At 73.5% G+C, this 23,350-nt stretch carries 20 protein-coding genes; 8 read left to right on the plus strand and 12 right to left on the minus strand.

All coding sequences use genetic code 11. The features are described from left to right. Positions 1-53 precede the first annotated feature (53 nt). On the minus strand, positions 54-755 hold the full coding sequence (locus tag ACQP17_RS30145) for a PAS domain-containing protein (RefSeq protein WP_433859106.1): 702 nt from the start codon (positions 753-755) through the stop codon (positions 54-56). A 104-nt stretch (positions 756-859) separates the two neighbouring features. Here ACQP17_RS30145 and ACQP17_RS30150 point away from each other — a divergent pair, with 104 nt between their 5' ends. Both ACQP17_RS30150 and ACQP17_RS30155 read left to right on the plus strand, forming a co-directional pair. Further along, on the plus strand, positions 860-4,045 hold the full coding sequence (locus ACQP17_RS30150; RefSeq protein ID WP_433859107.1) for a cytochrome P450: 3,186 nt from the start codon (positions 860-862) through the stop codon (positions 4,043-4,045). 284 nt (positions 4,046-4,329) lie between these two features. Then, positions 4,330-5,364 carry a phosphatidylinositol-specific phospholipase C domain-containing protein gene (locus ACQP17_RS30155; RefSeq protein ID WP_433859108.1) on the plus strand — a complete coding sequence of 345 codons (1,035 nt, stop codon included), beginning with the start codon at positions 4,330-4,332 and terminating at the stop codon, positions 5,362-5,364. On the opposite strand, the gene ACQP17_RS30160 is transcribed toward ACQP17_RS30155, so the two are convergent. The 8 genes from ACQP17_RS30160 to ACQP17_RS30195 all read right to left on the minus strand — a co-directional run bounded on the left by ACQP17_RS30160 (position 5,336) and on the right by ACQP17_RS30195 (position 13,215). Continuing rightward, a complete protein-coding gene (locus ACQP17_RS30160) occupies positions 5,336-6,460 on the minus strand; it encodes a trypsin-like serine peptidase (RefSeq protein WP_433859109.1) in 1,125 nt (374 codons plus the stop codon). The two genes, ACQP17_RS30155 and ACQP17_RS30160, sit on opposite strands and share 29 nt — an antisense overlap. Before the next feature lie 245 nt (positions 6,461-6,705). Continuing rightward, on the minus strand, positions 6,706-7,641 hold the full coding sequence (locus tag ACQP17_RS30165; RefSeq protein WP_433859110.1) for a phosphatidylinositol-specific phospholipase C: 936 nt from the start codon (positions 7,639-7,641) through the stop codon (positions 6,706-6,708). 148 nt (positions 7,642-7,789) lie between these two features. Further along, entirely contained in the window at positions 7,790-8,752 is a 963-nt protein-coding gene (egtD, locus tag ACQP17_RS30170) for an L-histidine N(alpha)-methyltransferase (RefSeq protein WP_433859111.1), read from the minus strand. Further along, entirely contained in the window at positions 8,749-9,504 is a 756-nt protein-coding gene (gene egtC, locus ACQP17_RS30175; protein ID WP_433859112.1) for an ergothioneine biosynthesis protein EgtC, read from the minus strand. Before egtC ends, egtD begins: the two co-directional genes overlap by 4 nt. Positions 9,505-9,541: 37 nt before the next feature. Beyond that, positions 9,542-10,861, minus strand: a complete 1,320-nt coding sequence (gene egtB / locus ACQP17_RS30180) for an ergothioneine biosynthesis protein EgtB (protein WP_433859113.1) — start codon at positions 10,859-10,861, stop codon at positions 9,542-9,544. Beyond that, positions 10,858-12,135 carry an ergothioneine biosynthesis glutamate--cysteine ligase EgtA gene (gene egtA, locus ACQP17_RS30185; protein ID WP_433859114.1) on the minus strand — a complete coding sequence of 426 codons (1,278 nt, stop codon included), beginning with the start codon at positions 12,133-12,135 and terminating at the stop codon, positions 10,858-10,860. The genes egtB and egtA overlap by 4 nt, the downstream gene beginning before the upstream one ends. A 425-nt stretch (positions 12,136-12,560) precedes the next feature. After that, a complete protein-coding gene (locus tag ACQP17_RS30190; RefSeq protein WP_229699653.1) occupies positions 12,561-12,827 on the minus strand; it encodes a hypothetical protein in 267 nt (88 codons plus the stop codon). A gap of 67 nt (positions 12,828-12,894) precedes the next feature. Further along, the gene (locus ACQP17_RS30195) at positions 12,895-13,215 is read right to left on the minus strand and encodes a hypothetical protein (RefSeq protein WP_433859115.1); all 321 of its coding nucleotides are present in this window, start codon (positions 13,213-13,215) and stop codon (positions 12,895-12,897) included. A gap of 474 nt (positions 13,216-13,689) precedes the next feature. Between ACQP17_RS30195 and ACQP17_RS30200 the strand changes: the two genes are divergently transcribed. After that, entirely contained in the window at positions 13,690-14,157 is a 468-nt protein-coding gene (locus ACQP17_RS30200; RefSeq protein WP_433859116.1) for a hypothetical protein, read from the plus strand. Positions 14,158-14,181: 24 nt separating this feature from the next. On the opposite strand, the gene ACQP17_RS30205 is transcribed toward ACQP17_RS30200, so the two are convergent. Further along, positions 14,182-14,658, minus strand: coding sequence for a polyketide cyclase (locus tag ACQP17_RS30205; protein WP_433859117.1), 477 nt, complete (start codon positions 14,656-14,658; stop codon positions 14,182-14,184). A 196-nt stretch (positions 14,659-14,854) separates the two neighbouring features. Then, complete coding sequence (locus ACQP17_RS30210; protein WP_364875938.1) at positions 14,855-16,300, minus strand: glyceraldehyde-3-phosphate dehydrogenase; 1,446 nt, start codon at positions 16,298-16,300, stop codon at positions 14,855-14,857. A 249-nt stretch (positions 16,301-16,549) separates the two neighbouring features. Between ACQP17_RS30210 and ACQP17_RS30215 the strand changes: the two genes are divergently transcribed. The 4 genes from ACQP17_RS30215 to ACQP17_RS30230 all read left to right on the plus strand — a co-directional run bounded on the left by ACQP17_RS30215 (position 16,550) and on the right by ACQP17_RS30230 (position 21,172). Beyond that, the gene (locus ACQP17_RS30215; protein ID WP_433859118.1) at positions 16,550-17,620 is read left to right on the plus strand and encodes a glycosyl hydrolase family 18 protein; all 1,071 of its coding nucleotides are present in this window, start codon (positions 16,550-16,552) and stop codon (positions 17,618-17,620) included. Positions 17,621-17,790: 170 nt separating this feature from the next. Then, positions 17,791-18,789 (plus strand): NADPH:quinone oxidoreductase family protein, encoded by a 999-nt coding sequence (locus ACQP17_RS30220; protein ID WP_433859119.1) that lies wholly within the window; start codon positions 17,791-17,793, stop codon positions 18,787-18,789. After that, the gene (locus tag ACQP17_RS30225; protein ID WP_433859120.1) at positions 18,786-20,018 is read left to right on the plus strand and encodes an acyl-CoA dehydrogenase family protein; all 1,233 of its coding nucleotides are present in this window, start codon (positions 18,786-18,788) and stop codon (positions 20,016-20,018) included. The genes ACQP17_RS30220 and ACQP17_RS30225 overlap by 4 nt, the downstream gene beginning before the upstream one ends. Beyond that, positions 20,015-21,172, plus strand: a complete 1,158-nt coding sequence (locus ACQP17_RS30230; RefSeq protein WP_433859121.1) for an acyl-CoA dehydrogenase family protein — start codon at positions 20,015-20,017, stop codon at positions 21,170-21,172. The genes ACQP17_RS30225 and ACQP17_RS30230 overlap by 4 nt, the downstream gene beginning before the upstream one ends. A gap of 16 nt (positions 21,173-21,188) precedes the next feature. Here ACQP17_RS30230 and ACQP17_RS30235 read toward each other — a convergent pair whose 3' ends face one another. Next, a complete protein-coding gene (locus ACQP17_RS30235; RefSeq protein WP_433859122.1) occupies positions 21,189-21,731 on the minus strand; it encodes a Ser-Thr-rich GPI-anchored membrane family protein in 543 nt (180 codons plus the stop codon). Positions 21,732-21,934: 203 nt separating this feature from the next. Here ACQP17_RS30235 and ACQP17_RS30240 point away from each other — a divergent pair, with 203 nt between their 5' ends. Beyond that, the gene (locus ACQP17_RS30240; RefSeq protein ID WP_433859123.1) at positions 21,935-23,299 is read left to right on the plus strand and encodes a hypothetical protein; all 1,365 of its coding nucleotides are present in this window, start codon (positions 21,935-21,937) and stop codon (positions 23,297-23,299) included. Positions 23,300-23,350 lie beyond the last annotated feature (51 nt).

Genomic DNA, 23,350 nt, shown 5'->3' on the forward strand with positions numbered 1-23,350 from the left:
GTGCCGGCCGCCCGGCGGCCCGGTGGTCTGCCCGGGGCCTGCCGCCCGGGCCGTCAGGCGGGCTCCGGCGGCCAGCTGTCCGGTGCCAGCACGCCCAGCACGTAGGCCCTGGCCACCAGCGCGGTACGGCCCTGTACCCGCCAGCGGCGGGCCAGCCGGGTGAGGTGGTAGTTCACCCCGTCGACGGTCAGCCCCAGCGCCGTCCCGATCGACGCCGTGGTCGCGCCGCCCGCGGCCAGCGCCAGGATCCGCGCCTCGACCGGGCTGGCCGAGCCGCGTGGCGCGGGCGGCGGCCCGCTCTCGCGCACCCGCAGCAGCGCCAGCAGCGCCGGCGGGGTCACCGAGGGGTCGCCCACCGGGTCGATCGTCAGCTCCCCTTCCCGCGCGGTGCCGTCGGGGCCGGCCGGCCACCGCACCTCGATCGGATAGCGCGACCGGCGCCCCAGCCGCAGGGCCTCGGTGAGCCGGTCGAGCTGCGCCTTCGCCCGGGGCTCGAAGAGGTCCAGCAGATTGCGGCCGCGCAGCTGTCCCGGGTGCGCGCCCCACTCGGTGGCCATGGCCGGATTGGCGATCAGCACCTCGCCGTGGGCCGTGCACACCGCGATCGGCGTGGGGATGCGGTCCAGCAGGATCAGGAAGTAGTTGCGCCAGGGGCCGTCCGCGTAGGGTCCGGCCGGATCGACCGGGCGGGGTGTGCAGGGCGGCGTGCCGGGATCACCGGCAACCGGCGCCCCGTCGGCAGTCTCGTTGTCCATGGCCCTTCTCCGGTCCGTGTGCAAGAGCGCGTGGTGAAAAACCACTGCACAATCATGCAGTTGCCGGGGTCCGACCCGGGCTCCGGGCCCTGCACGCTGGAGTCATGACCGACACCATCGCGCTCCACAGTGACGAACTCGCCGCCGACGACGGCCTTCCGGTGGCCGACCTCACCGAGGTCGGGCTCACCGGGACGCCCATTCAGCAGGCCATGGACCTCACCCGGATCCACGGCCCGGCCTACCGGCGCAAGTACGGCGATCACCGGTCGCTGTTCGTCTCCTCGCTCGACCTGGTCACCGAGGTCGCCGACGAATCGCGCTTCAGCAAGGGCGTGTCGGTCGTGCTGGAGAACGTCCGGGAGTTCGCCGGTGACGGTCTGTTCACCGCCTACAACGACGAGCCGAACTGGGCCAAGGCGCACGAGGTCCTGATGCCGGCCTTCGCGCTCGGCTCGATGCGCACCTACCACCCGGCGATGCTCAAGGTCGCCCGCCGGGTCATGGCGTCCTGGGACCGCCGGGTGGCCGACGGCACGCCCGTCCACGTCGCCGAGGACATGACCCGGATGACGCTGGACACCATCGGACTGGCCGGCTTCGGCTTCGACTTCGAGTCGTTCTCCCGCGGTGAGGGCGCGCACCCCTTCGTCGAGGCGATGGTGCGCTGCCTGGAGTGGAGCATGACGAAGTTCTCCCGGGACCCCGACGCCGACCACTCGGCGGCGGACGCGGCGTTCCAGGCCGACGCGGACTACCTGGCCTCCGTCGTCGACGAGGTCATCGCCGCCCGCACGGCTGGCGGGGAGAGCGGGGACGACGACCTGCTGGGCCTGATGCTCGGCGCGCGGGGCCGGGAGGGCGGCGCGGCGGACGGTCCCACCCTCGATCTCGCCAACATCCGCAACCAGGTCATCACCTTCCTGATCGCGGGTCACGAGACCACCTCGGGCGCCCTCTCCTTCGCCCTGTACCACCTGCTCAAGGACCCGGTGGCGCTGCGGATGGTGCAGCGCGAGGCGGACGAGCTGTGGGGCGATCAGGCCGATCCGGACCCGACGTTCGAGGACATCGGCCGGCTGCCGTTCACCCGCCAGGTCCTCAACGAGGCGCTGCGGCTGTGGCCCACCGCCGCCGCCTTCAGCCGCCAGGCCCGCGAGGACACCCTGCTCGGCGGCCGCTACCCGGTGAAGGCCGGGGAGCTGATCACCGTGCTCACCCCGATGCTGCACCGCGACCCGGCCTGGGGCGACAATCCCGAGCTGTTCGACCCCTCCCGCTTCAGCCCGGAGGCCGAGGCGGCCCGCTCCCCGCACGCGTACAAGCCGTTCGGCACCGGTGAACGCGCCTGCATCGGGCGGCAGTTCGCCCTCCACGAGGCGACCATGCTGCTGGCCCTCCTCGCCCACCGCTACCGGCTGATCGACCACGACGACTACCGGCTGCGCATCAAGGAGACGCTCACCCTCAAGCCCGAGGGATTCACCCTGACCCTCGCCGCCCGTACGCCCGCCGACCGGGCGGCGGTCCGCGCCGCGCTGGCCGTGCTTCCCGGCGCCGGCGCGACCACCGGCGAGGACGCCGCCACCGACGAGGGGCTGGCGACCCGGGTGCGCCAGGGCACCGGACTGCTGGTACTGCACGGCAGCAACTACGGCACCTGCCGGGAGTTCGCCGAGCGGCTCGCCGACGAGGCCACCGGCCTGGGCTGCGCCGCCGAGGTGGCCCCGCTGGACGCGGCGGCCGGCGCGCTCCCGGACGACCGGCCGGTCGTCATCGTCGCCGCCTCCTACAACGGCCGGCCCACCGATGACGCCGCCGCCTTCGTGCAGTGGCTGAACACCGCGCCCGACGGTGCCGCGGCCGACGTGCCGTTCGCCGTCCTCGGTGTCGGCGACCGCAACTGGGCCGCCACCTACCAGCACGTCCCGACCCTCATCGACGACCGGCTGGACGCCCTGGGCGCGCACCGGCTGCTGCCGCGCGCCGAGGCCGACGCCTCCGGCGACCTCGGCGGCACCGTCAAGGAGTTCACCGCCGCGCTGCGCACCGAACTGCTGACCCGCTACGGCGACCCGGACACCGTCGGCGCCGCCGCCCCGGCCGCGCAGGACACCGGCTACACCGTCACCGAGATCACCGGCGGCCCGCTGGACGCGCTCGCCGCCCGCCACGACCTCGTCCCGATGACCGTCACCGAGGCCCGTGACCTGACCGCCGAGGGCTGGCCCCGGCCCAAGCGCTTCCTGCGGATCGCCCTGCCCGACGGCGTCACCTACCGCACCGCCGACCACCTCGCCGTGCTCCCGGCCAACACCCCCGCCGCCGTCGCCCGCGCCGCCCATGCCCTGGGCGCCGACCCCGACACGCTCCTGGCCCTGCACAGCGCCGGCCGGCCCGCCCGTGACACGCTACCCGTCGACCGTCCCCTGACGGTGCGCCAGCTCCTGACCCACCACCTGGAACTGGGGCAGCGGCCCACCCCCGACCAGTGCGCCGTACTGGCGGCGCACAACCCGTGCCCGCCCGAGCGGATCGCGCTGGAGCACCTCGCCGAGGACGACCCGCGCACCGTGATCGAGCTGATCGAGGCCTACCCGGCGCTGCGCGGGGTGCTGCCCTGGCCGGTGCTGATGGAACTGCTGCCGCCGCTGCGCATCCGCCACTACTCCCTGTCGTCCTCCCCGGCCGCCGACCCCCGGCACGCCGATCTGATGGTCTCGCTGCTGCCCGGCGGCACCGGCTCGACCCATCTGCACGCGCTGCGTCCCGGCGACACCGTCCTGGCCCGTGTGCAGCCCTGCCGTGAGGCCTTCCGCCTCGACCCGGCCGACGGGACCCCGGTCATCCTGGTCGCGGCGGGCACCGGCCTGGCACCCTTCCGCGGCGCGGTCGCCGACCGGGTCGCCGCCAGCCAAACGGCACCCGCCCGGCTCTACTTCGGCTGTGACGACCCGGACGGCGACTTCCTGCACGCCGCGGAGTTCGCCGCCGCCGAGGCCGCCGGCGCGGTGTCCGTGCGCCCGGTCTTCAGTGCCCGTCCCGAGCACGGCCACCGCTTCGTCCAGCACCGGATCGCCGCCGAGGGCGCCGAGGTGTGGGAGCTGCTCCAGGCCGGCGCGCGGGTGTACGTCTGCGGCGACGGCAGCCGGATGGCACCCGGTGTCCGGGACGCCTTCCGCGCCCTGCACGGCACCCGCACCGGCGCCTCCCCGCAGGAGTCCGAGGCCTGGCTGCGCGAACTGACCGCCTCCGGCCGCTACATCGAGGACGTCTACGCGGCGGGCTGACCTCCGCCCCGCACGGGGATTCGCAGGGCCTGTCCGAGCGGCGCCGACGAGGTCGGCGCCGTTCTCGTGTGCTTCCCCGGAGAGCGCCCTGGGCTCCGGTTGCGGGCCGCGTCGCCCGGCCGCCGCTCCACCGGCACCGGCCGTTCCTCCACTCTCCACCGTCTCCGTGGTCCCCTCACCGCGCAACTCCCGTACGCTGCTGCCCGATCGTCCGGGCGACCGACCGGACGGGCGGCCGCCGGACCGGTGCCGGCCGGCCGACGACCTCCAGGAAAGCGGGGAACATGAACGGCAAGCGGAGTGTGGGAACGGTCGCCGTCGCGGCGGCGGCACTGCTCGCGGTGAGCGGCCCGGCGGGCGCCGAGCCGGCCGGCACGACGTACGGCACCAGCACGTCCGTGGGCGTGCACAACGCCTACGACAAGGGGAAGTACCCGTACTTCGCGGACGCCCTGGACTCCGGCGCCGCACTGCTCGAACTCGACCTCTGGACCAACGGACTGGGCAGGTCCTTCCGGGTCGCGCACGCCAACCCGCTCGGCAACGACAGCAACTGCGAGGGCGCGGCCGACGCCTCCCAGCTGCGCACCAGGGCCCGCAACCAGGACTTCGCCGGCTGCCTCGCCGACATGAAGGCCTGGCACGACGCCCACCCCGGCCACCGTCCGATCCTGTTCAAGGTCGAGATGAAGGACGGCTTCAACGCCAAGGGCGGGCGCGGCCCGGCCGAGTTCGACGCGCTGGTGCGCCAGAAGCTGGGTGACGCGGTCTACGGCCCCGGCGACCTCACCGGCGGGCACGCCACCCTGGACGACGCGGTGCGGGCCGGCGGCTGGCCCTCCCGCGCCGACCTGGCCGGCAAGTTCCTCTTCGAGCTGATACCGGGCACCGTCGAGGAGAAGAACCCGTTCGACAAGCTGTGGACGGACGTGGAGTACGCCGGACACCTCAAGGACCTCGCGGCGCAGGGGAAGCTGGCGCGGTCCACGGCGTTCCCCGCGGTGCACGGCGCGGCCCCCGGCGACCCCCGCGAGCGCTACGCGGACCCGGCGCTGCGCCCCTGGTTCGTGGTCTTCGACGGGGATGCCGCGACCTACCTGAACGGCAGTATCGACACCGCCTGGTACGACACCCGCCACTACCTGCTCATCATGACCGACGCGCACAACGTGCCGCCGGCCATCGACGCCACCCACCCGACCGAGGCACAGGCGCTGGCCCGGGTCGGTCAGCTCGCCTCGGCGCACGCGAGCTTCGCCACCGCCGACTGGTATCCGCTGCCGTCCGTCCTCAAGACCGTGGTGCCGCGCGGGGCCTGAGCCCGAGCGCCTCGGCGCCGGGGGCCGGCCTGGCCGCCTTCGTGGCCGGCCCCGCGGTCGCCCGCCGGTAGAGCGCGGCGACATCCGCGCCGAACCGGCTGCTGTACGACACGAGGTCGTCACCGCCCTCGTCCAGACCGCCTATCACCCCGATCAGCGAGCCGGTGCCGGTGGCCGGGTCGAGGTCGGTGAGCATCGGCCCGCCGCTCGTCCCGTTCGGGAACCCCGGGCAGGCGAACCGGAGCTGGGTCGGGCTCTGGACGTCCGCCGTGTGCCGGCAGCTGACCGGTCTGTCCTGGTCCTCGGGGTAGCCGGTCAGCTGCGCCGGGCGCCCGGGCGGCGCGTCGAAGCGGATCCGTTCGGCGCCGGTGACGTCCTCGATCGGGCCGCCGGCCCGCCCCGCCCTGCGCACCCGCAAGAACGCCACGTCGTGGTCGGGGTCCCGGTTGCTGACCCAGCGCGGGTCGACGTCGATCCGGCTGGGCACCCACAGCCCGTACGGCGCGACCCCGTCGTGCAGACCGGGCGCGAACACCAGCCGGGTGCGGAAGCCGTCGTCGTGCACGCAGTGCGCCGCGGTCACCACCAGGTCGCCCGCCGGGGAGTGCACCACGCTGGCCGTGCAGTGGTGGACCGGATTGCCGTCGTCGTCGGGGGAGAAGAGCGCGCCGACCGCCGGGGCGGGCTCCGCCGGGGTCGCCATCAGCGGCCGGGACACCGACGTCGGGACGGCGGTGGCGGTGCCGCGCCGGACCGGCACCAGCGGCCCGGGCCGCTCCACGTACGGTCCGGAGAGCACGGCAGCGGCGGCCCGGTCGCCCTCGGCCGGCGGCGCGAGATACGCACCCGAGGCGGGGTCCCCGGCGGCCAGGTACGGGTCGTGCGAAGAGGAGCGCAGCGCCAGTGCCGCGCTGCCCACCACGATGGCCACCACCCCGAGCGCCAGCGAGGTCCGCAGCGGCACGCCGGGCCGGCCGCGCCCCGTGCACGGCGGGCCGCCGGGGGCCGGGCAGCCGGGGGCCGGCGGTGCTCCGGGGCCCTCGTCCGTCCGCCCGGGGTCGTCCGCCGGCGCGGTACCGCGTTCGCTCGTCGTCACCAGCCGCCGCCTCCCCGCATCAGCCGGTGTCACCCCGTCGGACGGGGGGCGTCACCGGAACCAGACATTTCACCCAGTCTGATGCAGGGCGGGGTGTCGCGGTTGGCTCACCTGGGCAAATCCTTCGCACCGAGGGGCGGCATTGCGTCCGGACGGCAGCGGAGCACCCGTCACATCCGGCGTCCGGTAGGCCGGATGGCCGGGCCGTGGCGTGCGGGACGGCGGCGGGGCGCGGCGCGTTTCCGTTAGGCCGGTCGGGTGAGCCGGATCCCCTGCCCCGCGAGGTTGTGCGCGATCAGCACCCCGGCCAGCCCGGTCTCGTTCGGGAAGTCCGTCGGGACGATGCCAAGCCCCGTCCAGCGGCTGCCCTCCGAGCCCGTCAGCAGCCCCTTGACCTGCGGGTTGAGGCGGTCCGCGTTGGAGCGGGGCGGGAGCCAGGCGGAGGTGCTGACGTAGTTGACGAAGAGCTTGCCCGGCTGGCTGACGGCCTTGCGGAACTGGGCCTCGACCTTCGGGTACTTCCCGAACGGCTCCGCCATGTAGTCGTCCTGGACGTCGAAGAGCTGCGGATCGGCGTAGCGGACGCCGCCCAGACCGTCGGAGTCCGCCAGCAGCACGACCCGGCCGCGGGCCTGCCCCAGCGTCGGCAGCCCGCCGTCCAGGCGGAACAGCGAACGGTAGCCCTTGGTGTCCAGATAGCTGACGAAGATCTGGCGGAAGTCCTCGGCGGAGACCTCCGAGTACTCCTGCTTGACCCGCATCAGCACCGTCTCGGAGGGGTGCGACTGGAGGAACGCCCGGCAGGCGTTGAGCACGTCGCCGAACATCAGCTGCTGGTAGAACGCGCCGTGGTGGATGGCGAAGACGCCGTCGATGGCCCGGCAGCGGACGTCCAGGAAGCGGATGCCGGAGGCGAGTTGGGCGTCCACGGAGGTGTTCTGGCAGGCGACCCAGGGGCCGCCGATCCGGGCGCCGGAGTCATGGGTGCCCGGGATCGTCAGCCGCTGGACGGGGGTGGAGTCGGCGAGCGCCGACATCCAGTCCTGTACGGACACCGCGGTGGGGCGGCGCTGTGCGGCGCCCGCCGTGAACTGCCCGCTGCCGATGCCCGTCAGCACCCCGGCGGCCGACAGTCCGGCCGCACCTCTGAGGAACCCCCGCCGATCCAGTCCCAGCCCCATGCCGCTTCCCCTGTCCGTCGAGTCTGCGTGGCCCCCGCACCGGCCGCTCCGGTACGAAGCTGCGATCGGGGCATCGAACCACATCGACCGTGGACATGACACCCAGCCGGCGGACCCGTCGGTCACACCGGCCGGGTGGGCGGGGCGCTCAGACGCGGAAGGCCAGGGACAACGCGAAACGGTCCGCGCTGTCCGTCCACCAGTTGTTCAACTCCAGTCCGGCCGCGGCGAGTTCCGCGCGCACGCCCTCCTGGCGGAACTTCGCCGAGACCTCGGTCCGCATCTCCTCGCCCGCGGCGAAGGCCACCGCGAGATCCACGCCGGGGATCTTCACCGTCAGGTCCTTGCGGGCCCGCAGCCGCATCTCGATCCACTCCTGCCCGGCGTCCCACACGGCGACGTGGTCGAAGTCCGCCGGATCGAAGTCACCGCCCAGCTCGCGGTTGATGACCTCCAGGACGTTCTTGTTGAACGCGGCCGTCACCCGCTGCGGATCGTCGTAGGCGGCCACCAGGGTGGCCTCGTCCTTGACCAGGTCCGTGCCGAGCAGCAGCGCGTCGCCCGGGGACAGCATGGCGTGCACCGAGCGCAGGAAGGCCGCGCGCTCCTCCGGCAGCAGATTCCCGAGCGTGCCGCCGAGGAAGGCGAGCAGCCGCGGACCGGGGGTGTCGGGCAGCTCGATGCCCCGCTGGAAGTCGGCGACCAGCGCGTGCACGCTCAGGCCGGGGTGCTCGGTGAGCAGCGCCTCGCCCGCCGCGGCCAGCGCCGATTCGCTGACGTCGATGGGCACATAGGTGTGCAGCGAGTCGAGCGCGCCGATGAGGTGGCGGGTCTTGTCGGACGAGCCGGAGCCCAGCTCGACCAGCGTGCGGGCCTGCGTGGCCGCGGCGATGTGGTCGGCCCGGGTGAGCAGGATCTCCCGCTCGGCGCGGGTCGGGTAGTAGTCGGGCAGCTTGGTGATGTCCTCGAACAGCTCGCTGCCGCGGGCGTCGTAGAACCACTTGGGCGGCAGCTGCTTGGGAGTGCGGGACAGCCCCTGCGTGACATCGGCGCGCAGCGCGGCCGCGGTGGCGTCGGCGGGGAGGGTGCGGGTGATGTTGAGGGGGCTCACGTGGCGGGCTCCTTGAGCGGGGTGAGGTGGACCTCGGTCCGGGTGGCCCGCAGCAGGGTGCGGTCGGCGACCTCGGTCCAGTGGGGGGAATCGTCGTACGGTTCGGAGGCGACGGCCTGGCCGCCCCCGGGGACGGCCAGGTGGCAGAGGGTGTCGCCCCAGGCGGTGGCGGCGATGGTGGTGCCGTCGGTGAGCAGCAGATTGAGCCGGGAGCCGGGTGCGGCGGCGGCGACGGCCGTGACGGTGGCGGCCAGCGCCTCACCGGGCTCGTCGCCGCGCTCCAGGCGATGGCGCACCAGCGCCCACAGGAACGCCGCGTCACAGCGGGCCGGCAGTCGCAGCAGCTCCCCGGCGGGCAGCTCGGCGGCCAGCGGGGCGAGCGAGTCGGGCCAGCCGGTCACCGCGCCGTTGTGGCTGAACAGATGGCGTCCGCCGGCGAACGGCGCGGCCGCGGCCTCGGCGTCCGCGCCGGCGACCGTGGCGTCCCGCACGGCGGCGAGCAGCGCGCCGGTGCGCACCACCCGCGCCAGGTCGGGCAGCAGCTCGTCGCCCCAGATCGGCCCGGCCCGCCGGTAGCGGGCGGGCACCGGGTCGCCCGGCGCGTACCAGCCGACGCCGAAGCCGTCCGCGTTGACCGTGCCGTGCCGCTGGTGGCGCGGCGCCCACGACTGGCGGTAGAGGCTGTGCGGCGGGGACAGCACCAGCCGCTCGAAGGGTATCTCGGGCCCCAGATACGCAACATGACGGCACATCAGAAACGGGCCTCCCGGGCCGGCCGGGCGGTGGACCTCATGCGCCCGCCTCCGGGTCGGCATCGCGGGCGGTACGGAAGCCGGCGAAGATCTGCCGCCGCACCGGCAGGTCCCAGTTGCGGAAGGTGCCCCGGCAGGCAACCGGATCGACGGCGAACGACCCGCCGCGCAACACCTTGTGCTCGTCGCCGAAGAACACCTCGGAGTACTCCCGGTAGGGGAAGGCGGCGAACCCCGGGTAGGGCAGGAAGTCGCTCGACGTCCACTCCCACACATCGCCGATCAGCTGCCGTACGCCCAGCGGGGACTGCCCCTCGGGGTAGCTGCCGATCGGGGCGGGCCGCAGATGCCGCTGGCCGAGATTGGCGTGGGCCGGCGTGGGGTCCTCGTTGCCCCAGGGGTAGCGCCTGGCCCGCCCGGTCGCCGGGTCGTAGCGGGCGGCCTTCTCCCACTCGGCCTCGGACGGCAGCCGCCGCCCCGCCCAGCGGGCATAGGCGTCCGCCTCGTACCAGCTCACGTGCAGCACCGGTTCGTCCGGCGGCACCGGCTCGGTCACCCCGAACCTCCGGCGCAGCCACTGGCCGCCGTCCCGCTTCCAGAACATCGGGGCGCGCAGCCCGTGTTCCTGTACCTGCGCCCAGCCCTCCGGGGCCCACCAGCGCGGGTCCTCGTAGCCACCGGCTTCCAGGAACCGCTGGTAGGCGCCGTTGCTGACGGGCGTGGTGTCGATGAGGAAGGCCGGGACCAGCCGCGGGTGGGCGGGCCGTTCGTTGTCCAGCGCCCAGGGCTCGGTGGAGGTGCCCATGGTGAACGGGCCGCCGGATATCAGGACCTCGGCCGGAATGATCTCGTCCGTGACGGGCGGCGGCTCGGGCGCGGTGAGCACGGCGGGGCCGCTGCGCAGCTGGTGGGTGATGAGCATGGTCTCGTCGTGCTGCTGCTCGTGCTGGGCGATCATGCCGAAGGCGAAGCCGGAGTCCAGCAGCGGACCGCCGTGCAGCGGGGTGCTCTGAAGGATGTCCAGCACCCGGCCGCGGACCTCGGCGACATAGCCGTGCGCCTCGTCCGGCGCCAGCAGCGGCAGCGAGGGACGGCTGGCGCGGGGGTGCTCGAAGGCGTCGTAGACGGAGTCGATGTCGGGGCGCAGCGCGTCACGGCCGCCGACGGTGCGCAGCAGCCACTGCTCCTCCTGGTTGCCGATGTGCGCCAGGTCCCACACCAGGGGGGACATCAGCGGGGAGTGCTGGGCGACGAGATCGGGATGCTCGACGCAGGTGGTCAGCAGCCGGGTGCGGTCGCGGGCGGCCAGCAGCGCCGAGGCAGCCCGCTCACGAAGGAGCTCGGGGTCGATGGTCACTGGCTGTCCTTCCCAACGATGAGGTCGCCCTCCGCGGCGTACAGGGCGTCGAGATGGTCGTCCGCGGGGCAGCGGCCGCGTGCCACATAGCGCTCGGTGAACTCCGCGACCGCCGCGCACACCTCGGGCGAGGCGGCGAGCCGCGGCAGGGCCTCCTGCGCGGCGGCGAAGCAGGCCACCGCGGCGGCGTGCAGCTCGGGGTCGGTCAGCGCCCCGCGGGCGGCGCGCCGCCACAGCGGGTTGCGCGGCGCCGGCCGCGCACCGGCGGTCTCCGCGAGGGGCTTGACGACGCGGTAGGCGCACTCCGTGGCCTCCGGGTCGTCGAACAGCGCGGCGGTGACGGCCAGCGGCACGATCCACCCGGCCTCGCCCGACTGCGCGTCGATCATGCGCAGTTCCAGATGGCCGCGGGGGCGCACCGGCGGGAAGAGCGTGGTGACGTGGTAGTCCAGATCCTCCTGGGTGGGCGGCCGGGGGACGCCGGTGCGGACCCACTCCCGGAAGGTGAGCCCCTCCGGCGCGTCCCAGGGGCCGTCCTCGGCGCGGATGCACATCACCGGCGCGTCCATGACGTAGCGCACCCAGGCGCCGCGCGGGTCGGGCCCCTGCGGCGGGGCGAGCGTACGGGCCGGGTCGAGCTGGGACCAGACGACCTGGCGGGTGGTGCGGTAGCCGGTGGGGCAGCCCTCACTGGTCGGCGAATTCGCGAACGCCGCGGCCAGCACCGCGCCCAGCAGATGGGCCAGCAGCCAGCGCCGGCCGTGCCCGAACGGGCCGGGCTCCTCGTACCCGGCGTCCACGCACACCTGCACGGAGGCGGTGGCGCACATCATGGACCGCCCGGCGGACCCCCAGCGGTCGAAGTACGCCTCCATGGCGTTGTAGCGCGGCTCGGTCAGCACCCGCTGCGGGCGGTGCCAGGGGTTGTGACCGTGGCCGGCCATGCCCAGACCCATCGCCCGCATGGCGGGGCGGACCAGGGCGAGATCGGCGGTGACGGCCTCGATGCAGCCGGTCAGGGAGGTGGCAGGGGGCGAGCTGAGTTCCAGCTGGCCGCCCGGTTCGAAGGTCAGCAGGGAGTTCAGGGGCAGGGCGCGCAGGGTCGTGGCGGCGCTGCGCAGCCGGTCCGGTGCGACCGGACACCGGGGGTTGCGCGCGTCGTGGACCAGCCATTCGATCTCGACCCCGAGACGGCTCGGCGGCCCGGTCTTGAAGCATATTCCGCGCAGGTGAGCTTCAAGCTCCGCTTCCGTGACAGCAGGTCGTGCGGGCATGGAATCCCTCTCCCTCGTGGGGCGGCGGCAGGATTGCCGCCCTCCACCTAATCTCCTGCGGGCGATGCACTCAAGGGCGCATCCGCCGCCAGGACGGCGGCGGAGGGGTTCTCGCCGGGCCGACCGGTCGTCCGGGCCGGGAGACTTCCGAAGGGTGTCACGGCGCCTCCGGGGCGCCAGGACGGCCGCTTCGCCCGCCGTGGGCCCCGGCGACCCGCCGGGTGACCGGCGGACGGGGACGAGCGGAGCGTACGGCTGTTCGAGTGAGTGTGCCGCGGGGTGTGCCGTGACGGCGGCTGCAGGTGCGCTTCACGCGGCCGGCGGGGGATCCGGCCGGCTCGCCCTGTGCCGTACGGGCGCGGCCCTCGCACCCGTGCCGCCACTGCGGCGAGCACACGGATTCCCCACCGCCGTGAAGCGTTCACTCATACCGTGAAGTAGTCGTTCCAGGCGTCGACCAGTGCCTGCCGGACGGCCTGATCGGCCTGTTGTGCCGCCTGATTGAACGTCCCGGTCACGCCGTAGTAGTAATAGGCTCCGTCGTTGGTTGCCATATGGTCGTCGGCGGGGTTGTCGACGTGGCGGCTGAAATGGAGATTCGCGAAGGCCGCCGCGGCGGAACAGATGTAGTACACCCAGTTCCCGGTCCGGTTCTCCATGGCATTCGTGATGCGCCAGTTGTCCATGGGCATGCTGATCCCGTCCCCCTCTTTCGTTTCCGGTTCCGCTCTTGCGCTCCTTCGCTGACGAGTGCGCGGATCAGACCGCGGCCAGCGTGATGTCGCCCGTGGTGCTGACCGTCATGCGGTAGTCCTGCGGGCTGTGCTCGACCTTGGCGAGGACGACCTCGCCCCGGCCGTCGTCCCACTGCCCCTTGATCTTCCAGTCGTCGTCCCAGATGATGCAGCGGCCCCGGCCGGTCTGTACGCTCAGCGGCTTGTCCTTGTGTTGCGAGATCCACGCGTAGGCGTCGCTGTACGACCGCGGGGACACCGACTCGCTGTCCCCGGCGTGCTCCTCGTTGACGAAGGACACGAACGAGTTCGACTGGTTGTCGCAGCCCTTGATTCCAGTGGTCATGCGGGATCGATTTCCTTTCTCCGGTCATCGCGAATTCGACGTGCCGGCCATGGCGGTGGGTGCAGAATTCCCGAACGCCGCGCCTTCGGGCCGGACATATCGCGGCACGGCACAAAAACTACCCAGGCGCCGGGTCGCTCGCGGGGCAACGGAGGGAATCGGCTGGAAAGTTGATCCTGGCCGGTGGGGAGCTCTTGCGCAGAACCGGAAGGGCGAATGTCATCTGCCGTGACCGCAGAGGTCTTTGTGCCGCGCGAATTTCCCGTCCGCGCGCCCTCTGTGTCCTCTGCCGCCCTCTTCCGCGCCCTCCCGCTCAGCCCGGGTATCGCGTCCCGTATCACCATCGCCTGCCCCTCGCACGGGGATGCGATTCCGTCCGGTCCGCGGCCACCCCGGCCGAGCCCCGGCGAAGACGACGGACACGCACGACGACGGAAACGGAAGGGGACGGCGACGGAAGAGGATGACGACGGCATGACGGCACGCCCCCTGGCGGTCTTCGACCTGGACGGCACCCACCGGCAGCACCTGCTGGAGGGCACCCCACGCGGCTGGAAGGCCTTCTTCGCGGCGGCCCCCGAGGACCCGCCGCTCGCCGAGGGGGTGGCCCGGGCGCTCCGCGACGCCGAGGAGTGCGAGGTGGTCCACCTCACCGGCCACCCGGAGCGCTGCCGCCGCGACACGCTGGCCCGGCTCACCCGGCACGGCCTGCCCGAGGGCCGGTTGTGGATGCGCCCCGACCGCGACCGGCGCCCGGCCCGGCACACCAAGCCGGAGATCCTGCGCCGGATGGCCCGCGACCGCCGGGTGCGCCACGTGGTCGATGGCGACGAACTCGTCTGCGACGCATGCGAGGAGGTTGGTTTCCCGGTGATCCGGGCCCGCCGGTCCGCCCCGTCCGACACCCTGCGCGACGCCCAGCAGCGGGCGGGACGCACCTAGGGTGCGCCGTCCCGGACGGCGGCTTCACTCACCGCGGACAAGCCCGGCCAGGTGGTTGAGCGAGTTGATCAGATGCTCGGGGCCGAACGGCGGGAAGTGGAGGTACTCCCGGACGGAGCCGGGCACCGCGGACCAGTCGTAGGTGAGCGTGACCTCGGTCTCGGAGGGGCCGAGCGGGGCGAGGTCGTAGCGCCAGGTCCAGCCGCCGAACTCCAGGCGGCCGTCGTCCTTCTCCGTTCCCGTCCGCCAGCCGATGGCGCGCGGCGGATCGAGCACGTGGACCTGGTTGGCCACCCGGTAGTCGCCGTCGGGGTGCCGGGAGTGGTACATGTCCATCCGGAAGACCTGCCCCACCTCGGACAGCGGGGCCCGGTCGGCGGCCTCCCGCACCCAGCCGGTGCCGTCGATCGCGGCATGGGTCGTCGGGTCCGCCAGCACGGCGAACACCCTGGCCTCGGGCACGGCGACCGTCAGGGTGGCGCTCACGTTCTCCTGGTCCACGGCGGGCACGCTCCTTGTCCTTGTCGCTCGCCCCCCGCAGGTGCGGAAGGGACATTCTCCCGTGTGGACGACGTGGCGGGGCGGAACTCGTCGGTCGCGGGGGGAAACGCGCAAGGGCGGGCGGCGGTGGAGCAACCTGTATCGGCTGCCGTCCCACTGCCACCCGCCCCGCACCGGGCGGCTCGGTCCGCCGTGATCAGACGACCGGGGCCGGGTACGTCGGGTACTCCACCCCGGAGACGTGCTGGACGACGCGGATGACCTGGCAGGAGTAGCCGAACTCGTTGTCGTACCAGAGGTAGAGGATGGCGTTGTCGCCCTCGACCTTGGTGGCGCCGGCGTCGACGATCGAGGCGTGCCGCGAGCCGATGAAGTCGTTCGAGACCGCGTCCGGTGCGCTGGTGAAGTCGATCTGGCGCTTGAGCGGCGAGGTCAGCGACACGTTGCGGAGGTAGTCGAGGACCTCCTCGCGGTCGGTCTCCCGCGCGAGCTGGAGGTTGAGGATCGCGATCGAGACGTCCGGCACCGGGACGCGGATCGAGCTGCCGGTGATCTTCGCGTCCAGGTCGGGCAGTGCCTTGGCGACGGCCGAGGCGGCACCGGTCTCGGTGATGACCATGTTCAGCGGCGCCGAGCGGCCGCGGCGGTCGGAGTTGTGGTAGTTGTCCAGCAGGTTCTGGTCGTTGGTGAACGAGTGGACGGTCTCCACGTGACCGCGCAGGACGCCGTACTCGTCCGCCATCGCCTTCAGCGGAGGGACGATCGCGTTGGTGGTGCAGGACGCGCAGGACAGGATCTGCTCGTCCGGCTTGATCGAGTCGTGGTTGACGCCGTGGACGACGTTGGGGACGTCACCCTTGCCCGGGGCGGTCAGGACGACCTTGTCGACGCCGGGGCGCAGGTGCTTCGAGAGGCCCTCGCGGTCGCGCCACTTGCCGGTGTTGTCGATCAGGATGGCGTTCTTGATGCCGTACGCCGTGTAGTCGACCTCCGACGGGTCGCTCGCGTAGATCACCTTGATCTCGTTGCCGTTGGCGATGATCGAGCTGTTCGCCTCGTCGACGGTGATCGTGCCCTGGAACTGGCCGTGGATGGAGTCACGACGCAGCAGCGAGGCCCGCTTGACGAGGTCCTGCTCGCCACCCTGGCGGACGACGACGGCGCGCAGCCGCAGGCCGTTGCCGGAGCCGGCCTTCTCGATGAGCAGGCGGGCGACGAGGCGGCCGATGCGGCCGAAGCCGTAGAGGACGACATCGCGGGGCTCGCGGCGCTCGATCTTGTCGGTGCCCGTGGCGCCGGCGACGGCCTCGGCGGTGAATTCCTCCACCGACAGTCCGCGGTCGTCGGTGCGGTAGGACTCGGCGAGGATCGCGATGTCGATCTGCGACGGGCCGAGGTCGAGCGTGGTGAGGGCCTGCAGGAACGGCAGCGTCTCGGTGATCGAGAGCTCCTGGCCCGCGATCTGCCGGGCGAAGCGGTGCGTCTTGAGGATGCTGACCACCGACTTGTTCACCAAGGAGCGGCTGTGCAGCAGGACCGTGACGTCCCGCTCACGGTGCAGCTTCCCGATGATCGGGATCATCGACTCCGCGATCTCTTCGCGGTTCTTCCAGTTGGTGAACGAGTCGTCATTGACAGTCACAGGTTTATCTTTCGAGCTAGGCGGTGCTCATATGCTAACCCGACGCCCGTTCGCTCCCTCAAGGGGTGCCGTCGCGGGGGTGCGCCCGGGAAGTGTTCCCTGGTCATCGCGGGTGCGGGTGGGCTCGTCGCGGGAGGGTGTCGGTGCCGCCCCGCCGGTCGCCCCCGGGGGTGGCCCGCCGCTTCGCCCGGCTCCCCGTTCGGCTCATCTGACGGTGCGTCAGGAGTGGTGCCGGGTGACGCTCGGATCATGGAACAGGCTTCGGGATCCCGGCTGCGCACCGGTCTTGCGCTCCTCCTGGCCGTGACGGCGCTCCTGGTGCCCTGGTCCCCGGCGGCCGCCTCCTCCAAGGGGTCGAGGGACGGCGGGCGCACCGGTTCGGCCTGGCTTCCCTACTGGGGCGACACCGACGCCGCATACCGCGACGCGCTGCGGCACGCCTCCCAGCTGCACACCGTCAGCCCGTTCTGGTACCAGGTCTCCTCGGGCGACACCGTCGCGGGGCACGAAGGGGCGGGCCGGCGCGGCGTCATCGACGGGCTGCACGACGCCGGCATCGCGGTCGTCCCCACCGTGACCGAGACCCTCGGCGCCGAGCGGATGGCCGAGCTGATGCACGATCCGCAGCGGCGCGCGGACCATGTGGAGGCCCTGCTGGGGATCATGGACAGCCGGCCGTACGACGGGCTCGACCTGGACTACGAGTCGATGGCGCTCACCCACGACAAGAAGGTCCGCGCACGGGTGCGCACGGGGTACGGCGCACTCGTCCGGCAGCTGTGCGCGCGGCTGCACGCCCGCGACGCGCAGTGCGTGGTCACGGTGCCCGCACGGGTCCGCGGGGCCGGCGAGGCCTTCGACTACGAGCAGCTCGGCCGGTATGCCGACCGGGTCCGGATCATGGGCTATGACCTGCACTGGTCGGGCGGCGAGGCCGGCCCGCTGTCCGCCCGGGACTGGTACGGCGAATTCCTGCGCTACGCCACCGACACCATCCCCCGGGACAAGATCGAGGTGGCCTTTCCCGGCTACGGCTGGGACTGGGTCACCGGCGTCACCGGCCATGCCGCGCACCGGACCTGGAAGGAGGCCGAGGCGCTGCGCGCGCGGGAGGACGCGGACTACCTCTTCGACGAGCGCTCCGGCACCCCGCACTTCACCTACCGCAAGGACGGCGACGACCACGAGGTCTGGTACCAGGACGCACGGGGCGTCCGGGAGCTGATGCCGCTGCTGCGGAAGTACGGGGTGCGCGGCACCGGGCTGTGGGCGCTCGGCTTCGAGGACCCGGAGACCTGGGCGGCCCTGCGCGGCGAGTAGCCGCCGCGCCGCCCGGGGACTGCCGGAGGACGGATGCCCGCCCCCGCACGGTGTCGTCGCCGGGTGGCGCAGGCTGTTCCCTCGGGGATACCGACCGCTTAGTATGCCACTGGCGAAGGGGCCGGTGTGCCCTTCGCCCCACCGCGTATCCAACTCAGTGGAGGCACCAGGTGAAGGCATGGCGCGTACACGCGAACGGCGAGCCGCGTGAAGTGATGCGGCTGGAGGAGGTGCCGGATCCGCAGCCGGGCCCCGGGCAGCTGCTGCTGCGGGTGCGGGCCGCCAACATCAACTTCCCGGACGCGCTGCTGTGCCGCGGGCTCTACCAGGTGCGGCCGCCGCTGCCGTTCACCCCGGGCGTGGAGGTCTGCGGCGAGGTCCTCGCCGTGGGGGAGGGCGCGACCGGGGACCTCGGCGCGCGGGTGCTCGCCCAGCCGCCGCTGCCCGACGGGGGACTGGCCGAACTCGCCGTCGTCGACACCGCGACCGTCCGGCCCGCACCCGAGTCCCTGGACGACGCCGAGGCCGCGGCGCTGCACGTCGGCTACCAGACCGCCTGGTTCGCCCTGCACCGCCGGGCCCGTCTCCAGCCGGGCGAGACGCTGCTGGTGCACGCGGCCGCGGGCGGCGTCGGCAGCGCCGCCGTCCAGCTCGGCAAGGCCGCCGGGGCGCGGGTCATCGGCGTCGCGGGCGGCGCGGAGAAGGTCAAAATCGCCCGGGAGCTGGGCTGCGACCTCGTGCTCGACCGGCGCAGCGACGACCTCGTCGCCGCCGTCAAGGAAGCCACCGGCGGCCGCGGCGCCGACGTCGTCTACGACCCGGTGGGCGGCGAGGCCTACGCCAAGTCCGTCAAGTGCATCGCGTTCGAGGGCCGGATCGTGATCGTCGGCTTCGCCGGCGGCGCCGTCCCCACCCCGGCCCTCAACCACGCGCTGGTGAAGAACTACGCGATCCTGGGCCTGCACTGGGGCCTGTACCAGGCCAAGGACCCGGCCGCGGTCGACGCCTGCCACGAGGAGCTGACCAAGCTCGCCGCGCAGGGCACCGTCAAGCCGCTCATCGGCGGGCGGGTCCCGCTGGCCGCGGCCGCCGACGCCGTCCAGCGCGTCGCCGACGGGACATCCGTCGGCCGGCTCGTGGTGCTCCCCGGAGCGGAGGAGGCACGATGACCGACGCCGCCGACCTGCGACGCCGCACCACCGCCCTGCTCGCCGCCCACCCGCCGGCCACCACCGGCCGGCTGGACTTCCTGCGCGCCCGCTTCGACGCCGGGCTCGCCTGGGTCCACTTCCCCGAGGGCCTCGGCGGACTCGGCGCGCCCCGCTCCCTGCAGTCCGTCGTGGACGCCGAACTCACCGCCGCCGGCGCCCCCGACAACGACCCCGGACGGATCGGCATCGGCCTCGGCATGGCCGCGCCGACCATCCTGCGCTTCGGCACCCAGGAGCAGCGGCGGCGCTGGCTGCGCCCCCTGTGGACCGGCGAGGAGGTGTGGTGCCAGCTGTTCAGCGAGCCCGGGGCCGGCTCCGACCTCGCGGCGCTGGCGACCCGCGCGGTACGCGACGAGCAGGGCGCGGTCGGCCAGGGTGAGGCCGGCGGAGACTGGATCGTGGACGGCCAGAAGGTCTGGACGTCCAGCGCGCACCTGGCCCGCTGGGCCATTCTGATCGCCCGCACCGACCCCGCGGTCCCCAAGCACCGCGGCATCAGCTACTTCGTGTGCGACATGACCGACCCCGGCGTCGAGGTGCGGCCGCTGCGGCAGATCACCGGCGAGGCCGAGTTCAACGAGGTCTTCCTCACCGGGGTCCGGATCCCCGACGCCCACCGTCTCGGCGAGGTCGGCGAGGGCTGGAAGGTCGCGCAGACCACGCTGATGAACGAGCGGGTCGCCATCGGCGGCGCCCGCATCCCCCGCGAGGGCGGCATGATCGGCGTCGCCGCCGAGGACTGGCGCGCCCGCCCCGAACTGCGCACCCACGACCTGCACCAGCGGCTGCTGACGCTGTGGGTCGAGGCCGAGGTCGCCCGGCTGACCGGCGAACGGCTGCGTCAGCAGATGTCCCCCTCCTCCGGCTCCGCTCCCGCGGCCCAGCCCGGCCCCGAGGGCAGCGGGATGAAGCTGGCGTTCGCCCGGCTCGCCCAGCAGATCAGCGGCTGGGAGGTGGAGTTCCTCGCCGAGGACGGGCTGGCCTACGACGACTGGACGATGCGCCGGCCCGACGGCGTCGACTTCACCGGCCGCGAGGCCGGCTACCGCTATCTGCGCGCCAAGGGGAACTCCATCGAAGGAGGCACCTCGGAAGTGCTGCTCAACATCGTCGCCGAACGCGTGCTGGGGCTGCCGCCCGAGCCGCGCACCGACAAGGACGTCGCGTGGAAGGACCTGCCCCGATGACCGACGCGACACCCCGCCCCGGCGCCCCGGCCCCCGACCCCGACCTGCTGTACTCCGAGGACGAGGAGGCGCTGCGCGCCGCCGTCCGCTCGCTGCTCACCGACCGCGGCGCCCCGGCCACCGTGCTCGCCGGCCTGGAGTCCGGCGCCCCCCACGACGCCGGCCTGTGGCGGGCGCTCGCCACCGACATCGGCACCGCGGGACTGCTGGTCCCCGAGAAGCTCGGCGGACACGGCGCGAGCGCCCGCGAAGCCGCCGTGGTCCTGGAGGAGCTGGGCCGCTCGGTGGCGCCCGTGCCCTATCTGACCAGCGCCGTCATCGCGGTGACCGCACTGCTCGGCTGCGGCGGCGGCGCGGAGGTCACCGGGCCGCTCGCCGCGCTCGCCGCCGGCGACACCGTCGGCGTGCTCGCTCTCCCGCTGCCCACCGCTCCCGGCACCCCGCCGGACCTCGCCGTACGGGTCGCGGCCGACGGCACCCTCACCGGCCGGGTCACCTCGGTCGCCGACGCCGCCTCCGCCGACCTGCTGCTCGTTCCCGCCGAGGGGCCCGACGGACCGGCGCTGTACGCGGTCGAGGCCACGGCGCAGGGCGTTCGCACCGACACCGTCACCCCGCTCGACCTCACTCGTCCCCTCGGCCATCTCACCTTCGACGGTGCCCGCGGCCGCCTGCTGGCCACCGGGGACCGGGCCCGGGCCGCGGTGGACCGTGCCCTGCTCACCGGCGCCGGGCTGTTCGCCTCGGAACAGCTGGGCGTGGCCGAGTGGTGCCTGGCCGAGACCGTGCGGCACACCGCCGGGCGCACCCAGTTCGGCCGCCCCGTCGGCTCGTTCCAGGCGCTCAAGCACCGGATGGCCGCGCTCTGGCTGGAGGTCGCCTCGGCCCGCGCCGCCGCCCGCTACGCCGCCGACGCGCTGGCCTCCGACAGCCCCGACGCCCCGGTGGCGGTCGCCGTCGCCCAGGCGTACTGCGGGCCGGTGGCGGTACGCGCCGCCGAGGAGTGCGTCCAGCTGCACGGCGGCCTCGGCATGACCTGGGAGCACCCGGCCCATCTGTTCCTCAAGCGGGCCAAGAGCGATGAACTCGCCCTCGGCACCCCGGGACGGCACCGGAACGCCCTGGGCGCCCTGGTCGGCATCGACGCACCGTAGGACGGCCCGGCGGCGGTCACGCGGTGACGGCGAAGGGATGGCTGACACCGCGGACCGCGCCGTCGCCGGCGGTCGCCACCTCCAGGAAGTACCGGGGCCCCGGCGGCACGTTGGGCAGCGTCACCAGCGCCTCGCCGTGGCGCCCGGCGCCGGCCCGGGGCGCCACCACAGAAACCCGCTCCGCGGGGCCGTGGCCGTTGTCCGCCCACAGCCAGATGTCCACCTGCTCACCCGTGGTGTTCGTCCACGCCACCGAGGTGCTGCCGTTCGCCTTGTAGTCGACGCCCGGCGCCGGGGCGGTCACCACGATCCGTCCCGTCGGGGGCGAGAGGTAGCGCCCGTCGTCGGCGCCGGCGGCGGGTGCGCCCAGGGCCGAGGTCGCGGCCCGCGCGGCCGAGCCCGCATGCCCGGACACCGCGGCCACCGCACCGTCCTCCCGCGGCCGGCTCTTCGCGGCCTCGGGGTGCGACGGCGCCAGCGAGATCACCAGCATGCATCCGACGGCGGTGGTGGCGACGGCGACGGCCAGATTGGTGGCCATCGAGGTGGCCCTGCACATCGTCTCCTCGTTTCCTCGGGGGAGGGGCGAGCGGGTACATCCCCGGCACTTCGATCATCAAAAACGACGCGCTGAGCGATCACCTGGATGGACATCCCCGGCGCGACAGGCTCCCCGTGGTGCGGGAAAATCCCTCGGTGTGAACGCTGCCGGCCGCTACATCGGTGATGTCTGGAAAGTGCGGTTCGGGTAGCGTCGAACGCATGAAGACCGCAACTCGTCGTGCGCTGATAGGACCCGTTCTGCTGCTGGTGGCCCTGCTGCTGGCGGCGGCCGGGGCGATGGCACCGCAGGCCCGTGCCGCCGGGGGGCTCGACGACGCCGCGGCCGCCCTGAAGAAGGGCCCGGTCTACGTCGATCCGCGCGCCTCGGGCCAGTTCTCCGCCGCCCAGGCGGACAGCCTGGCCAAGAAGATCAAGGACGCGGACAAGCCCGTCTTCGTCGCCGTGCTGCCGCGCACCGCGGACTTCCCGCCCCGGACCCTGCTGAAGGACCTGCGCACCAAGGTCGGCATCAGCGGCGTCTACGCCGTCGCCCTCGGTGACGGCTTCAACGCCGCAGCCGACCCGCGGGTGATGTCGCGCAACTCGGTGCAGAACCTCGTCGGCTCGGTCAAGCGCTCGGGGTACCCGACGGTCGGCGACCGGCTGAACAGCTTCGTCGACTCCGCCGACCGGTCGGCCGGCGGCCAGGCCCCGTCCTCCTGGGGCGGCAGCGGCGGCTCCGGCTTCGACACCGGCACGGCGATCGGACTCGGGGCGCTGGTCGTCGTCGGCGGTGGCGGCGCCTACGCCCTCGCCCGGCGCACCCGCAAGCGGCGCGAAGAGGCGGAGCGGGCCGCGCTGGAGGAACTGCGGGTCGTCGTCGACGAGGACATCACGGCCTTCGGCGAGGAACTGGACCGGCTCGACTTCCACCCCGGTGAGTCCGGCGCCGACGACGCGATGCGCGCGGAGTACACCCGGGCGCTGGACTCGTACGAGAGCGCCAAGTCCGCGATGGCGGCGGCCCGGCACCCGGGCGAGGTGCAGGCCGTGACCCAGGCCCTGGAGGACGGCCGGTTCTCGCTGGCCACCCTCGCCGCGCGCCGGTCGGGCGAGCCGCTGCCCGAGCGCCGGCTGCCCTGCTTCTTCGACCCCCGTCACGGTCCGTCCGTCGTCGACGCCACCTGGGCGCCGGCCGGCGGTGCCCAGCGCACCGTGCCGGTCTGCGCCGCCGACAAGAGCCGTCTGGACGACGGCCGCGAGCCGCTGGCCCGCACGGTACGCACGGAGAGCGGCGATCGCCCCTATTGGGACGCGGGACCGGCCTACGCCCCCTGGGCCGGCGGCTACTTCGGGGGCGGTCTGCTGCCCGGACTCCTGGTGGGCACGCTGCTCGGCAACGTCATGATGTCGTCGGACGCCTACGGGGCCGACTTCGGCGGTGGTGCGGACGGCGGGGACTTCTCCGGATCCGACTTCAACCCGGACGACTTCGGCGGCGGCTTCGGTGACGGCGGCGGGTTCGGCGACGGGGGCGGGTTCGGCGACGGAGGCGGCTTCGGCGGGGGAGACGGCGGCTTCTGAGCCGTCAGCGGCCCTCGTGCGCCGCACCCGTTCGGCACCGAGGAAGCGCCG

Source organism: Streptomyces kronopolitis, from assembly GCF_050953795.1.
GTDB classification, from domain to species: Bacteria; Actinomycetota; Actinomycetes; order Streptomycetales; family Streptomycetaceae; genus Streptomyces; species Streptomyces kronopolitis_A.

Excerpts from the sequence above, each read along its gene's own strand:
- ACQP17_RS30145 (WP_433859106.1), bottom strand. The coding sequence starts at position 755 with ATGGACAACGAGACTGCCGACGGGGCGCCGGTTGCCGGTGATCCCGGC.
- ACQP17_RS30150 (WP_433859107.1), top strand. The coding sequence starts at position 860 with ATGACCGACACCATCGCGCTCCACAGTGACGAACTCGCCGCCGACGAC.
- ACQP17_RS30155 (WP_433859108.1), top strand. The coding sequence starts at position 4,330 with ATGAACGGCAAGCGGAGTGTGGGAACGGTCGCCGTCGCGGCGGCGGCA.
- ACQP17_RS30165 (WP_433859110.1), bottom strand. The coding sequence starts at position 7,641 with ATGGGGCTGGGACTGGATCGGCGGGGGTTCCTCAGAGGTGCGGCCGGA.
- egtC (WP_433859112.1), bottom strand. The coding sequence starts at position 9,504 with ATGTGCCGTCATGTTGCGTATCTGGGGCCCGAGATACCCTTCGAGCGG.
- egtA (WP_433859114.1), bottom strand. The coding sequence starts at position 12,135 with ATGCCCGCACGACCTGCTGTCACGGAAGCGGAGCTTGAAGCTCACCTG.
- ACQP17_RS30190 (WP_229699653.1), bottom strand. The coding sequence starts at position 12,827 with ATGCCCATGGACAACTGGCGCATCACGAATGCCATGGAGAACCGGACC.
- ACQP17_RS30195 (WP_433859115.1), bottom strand. The coding sequence starts at position 13,215 with ATGACCACTGGAATCAAGGGCTGCGACAACCAGTCGAACTCGTTCGTG.
- ACQP17_RS30200 (WP_433859116.1), top strand. The coding sequence starts at position 13,690 with ATGACGGCACGCCCCCTGGCGGTCTTCGACCTGGACGGCACCCACCGG.
- ACQP17_RS30215 (WP_433859118.1), top strand. The coding sequence starts at position 16,550 with ATGGAACAGGCTTCGGGATCCCGGCTGCGCACCGGTCTTGCGCTCCTC.
- ACQP17_RS30225 (WP_433859120.1), top strand. The coding sequence starts at position 18,786 with ATGACCGACGCCGCCGACCTGCGACGCCGCACCACCGCCCTGCTCGCC.
- ACQP17_RS30230 (WP_433859121.1), top strand. The coding sequence starts at position 20,015 with ATGACCGACGCGACACCCCGCCCCGGCGCCCCGGCCCCCGACCCCGAC.
- ACQP17_RS30235 (WP_433859122.1), bottom strand. The coding sequence starts at position 21,731 with ATGTGCAGGGCCACCTCGATGGCCACCAATCTGGCCGTCGCCGTCGCC.
- ACQP17_RS30240 (WP_433859123.1), top strand. The coding sequence starts at position 21,935 with ATGAAGACCGCAACTCGTCGTGCGCTGATAGGACCCGTTCTGCTGCTG.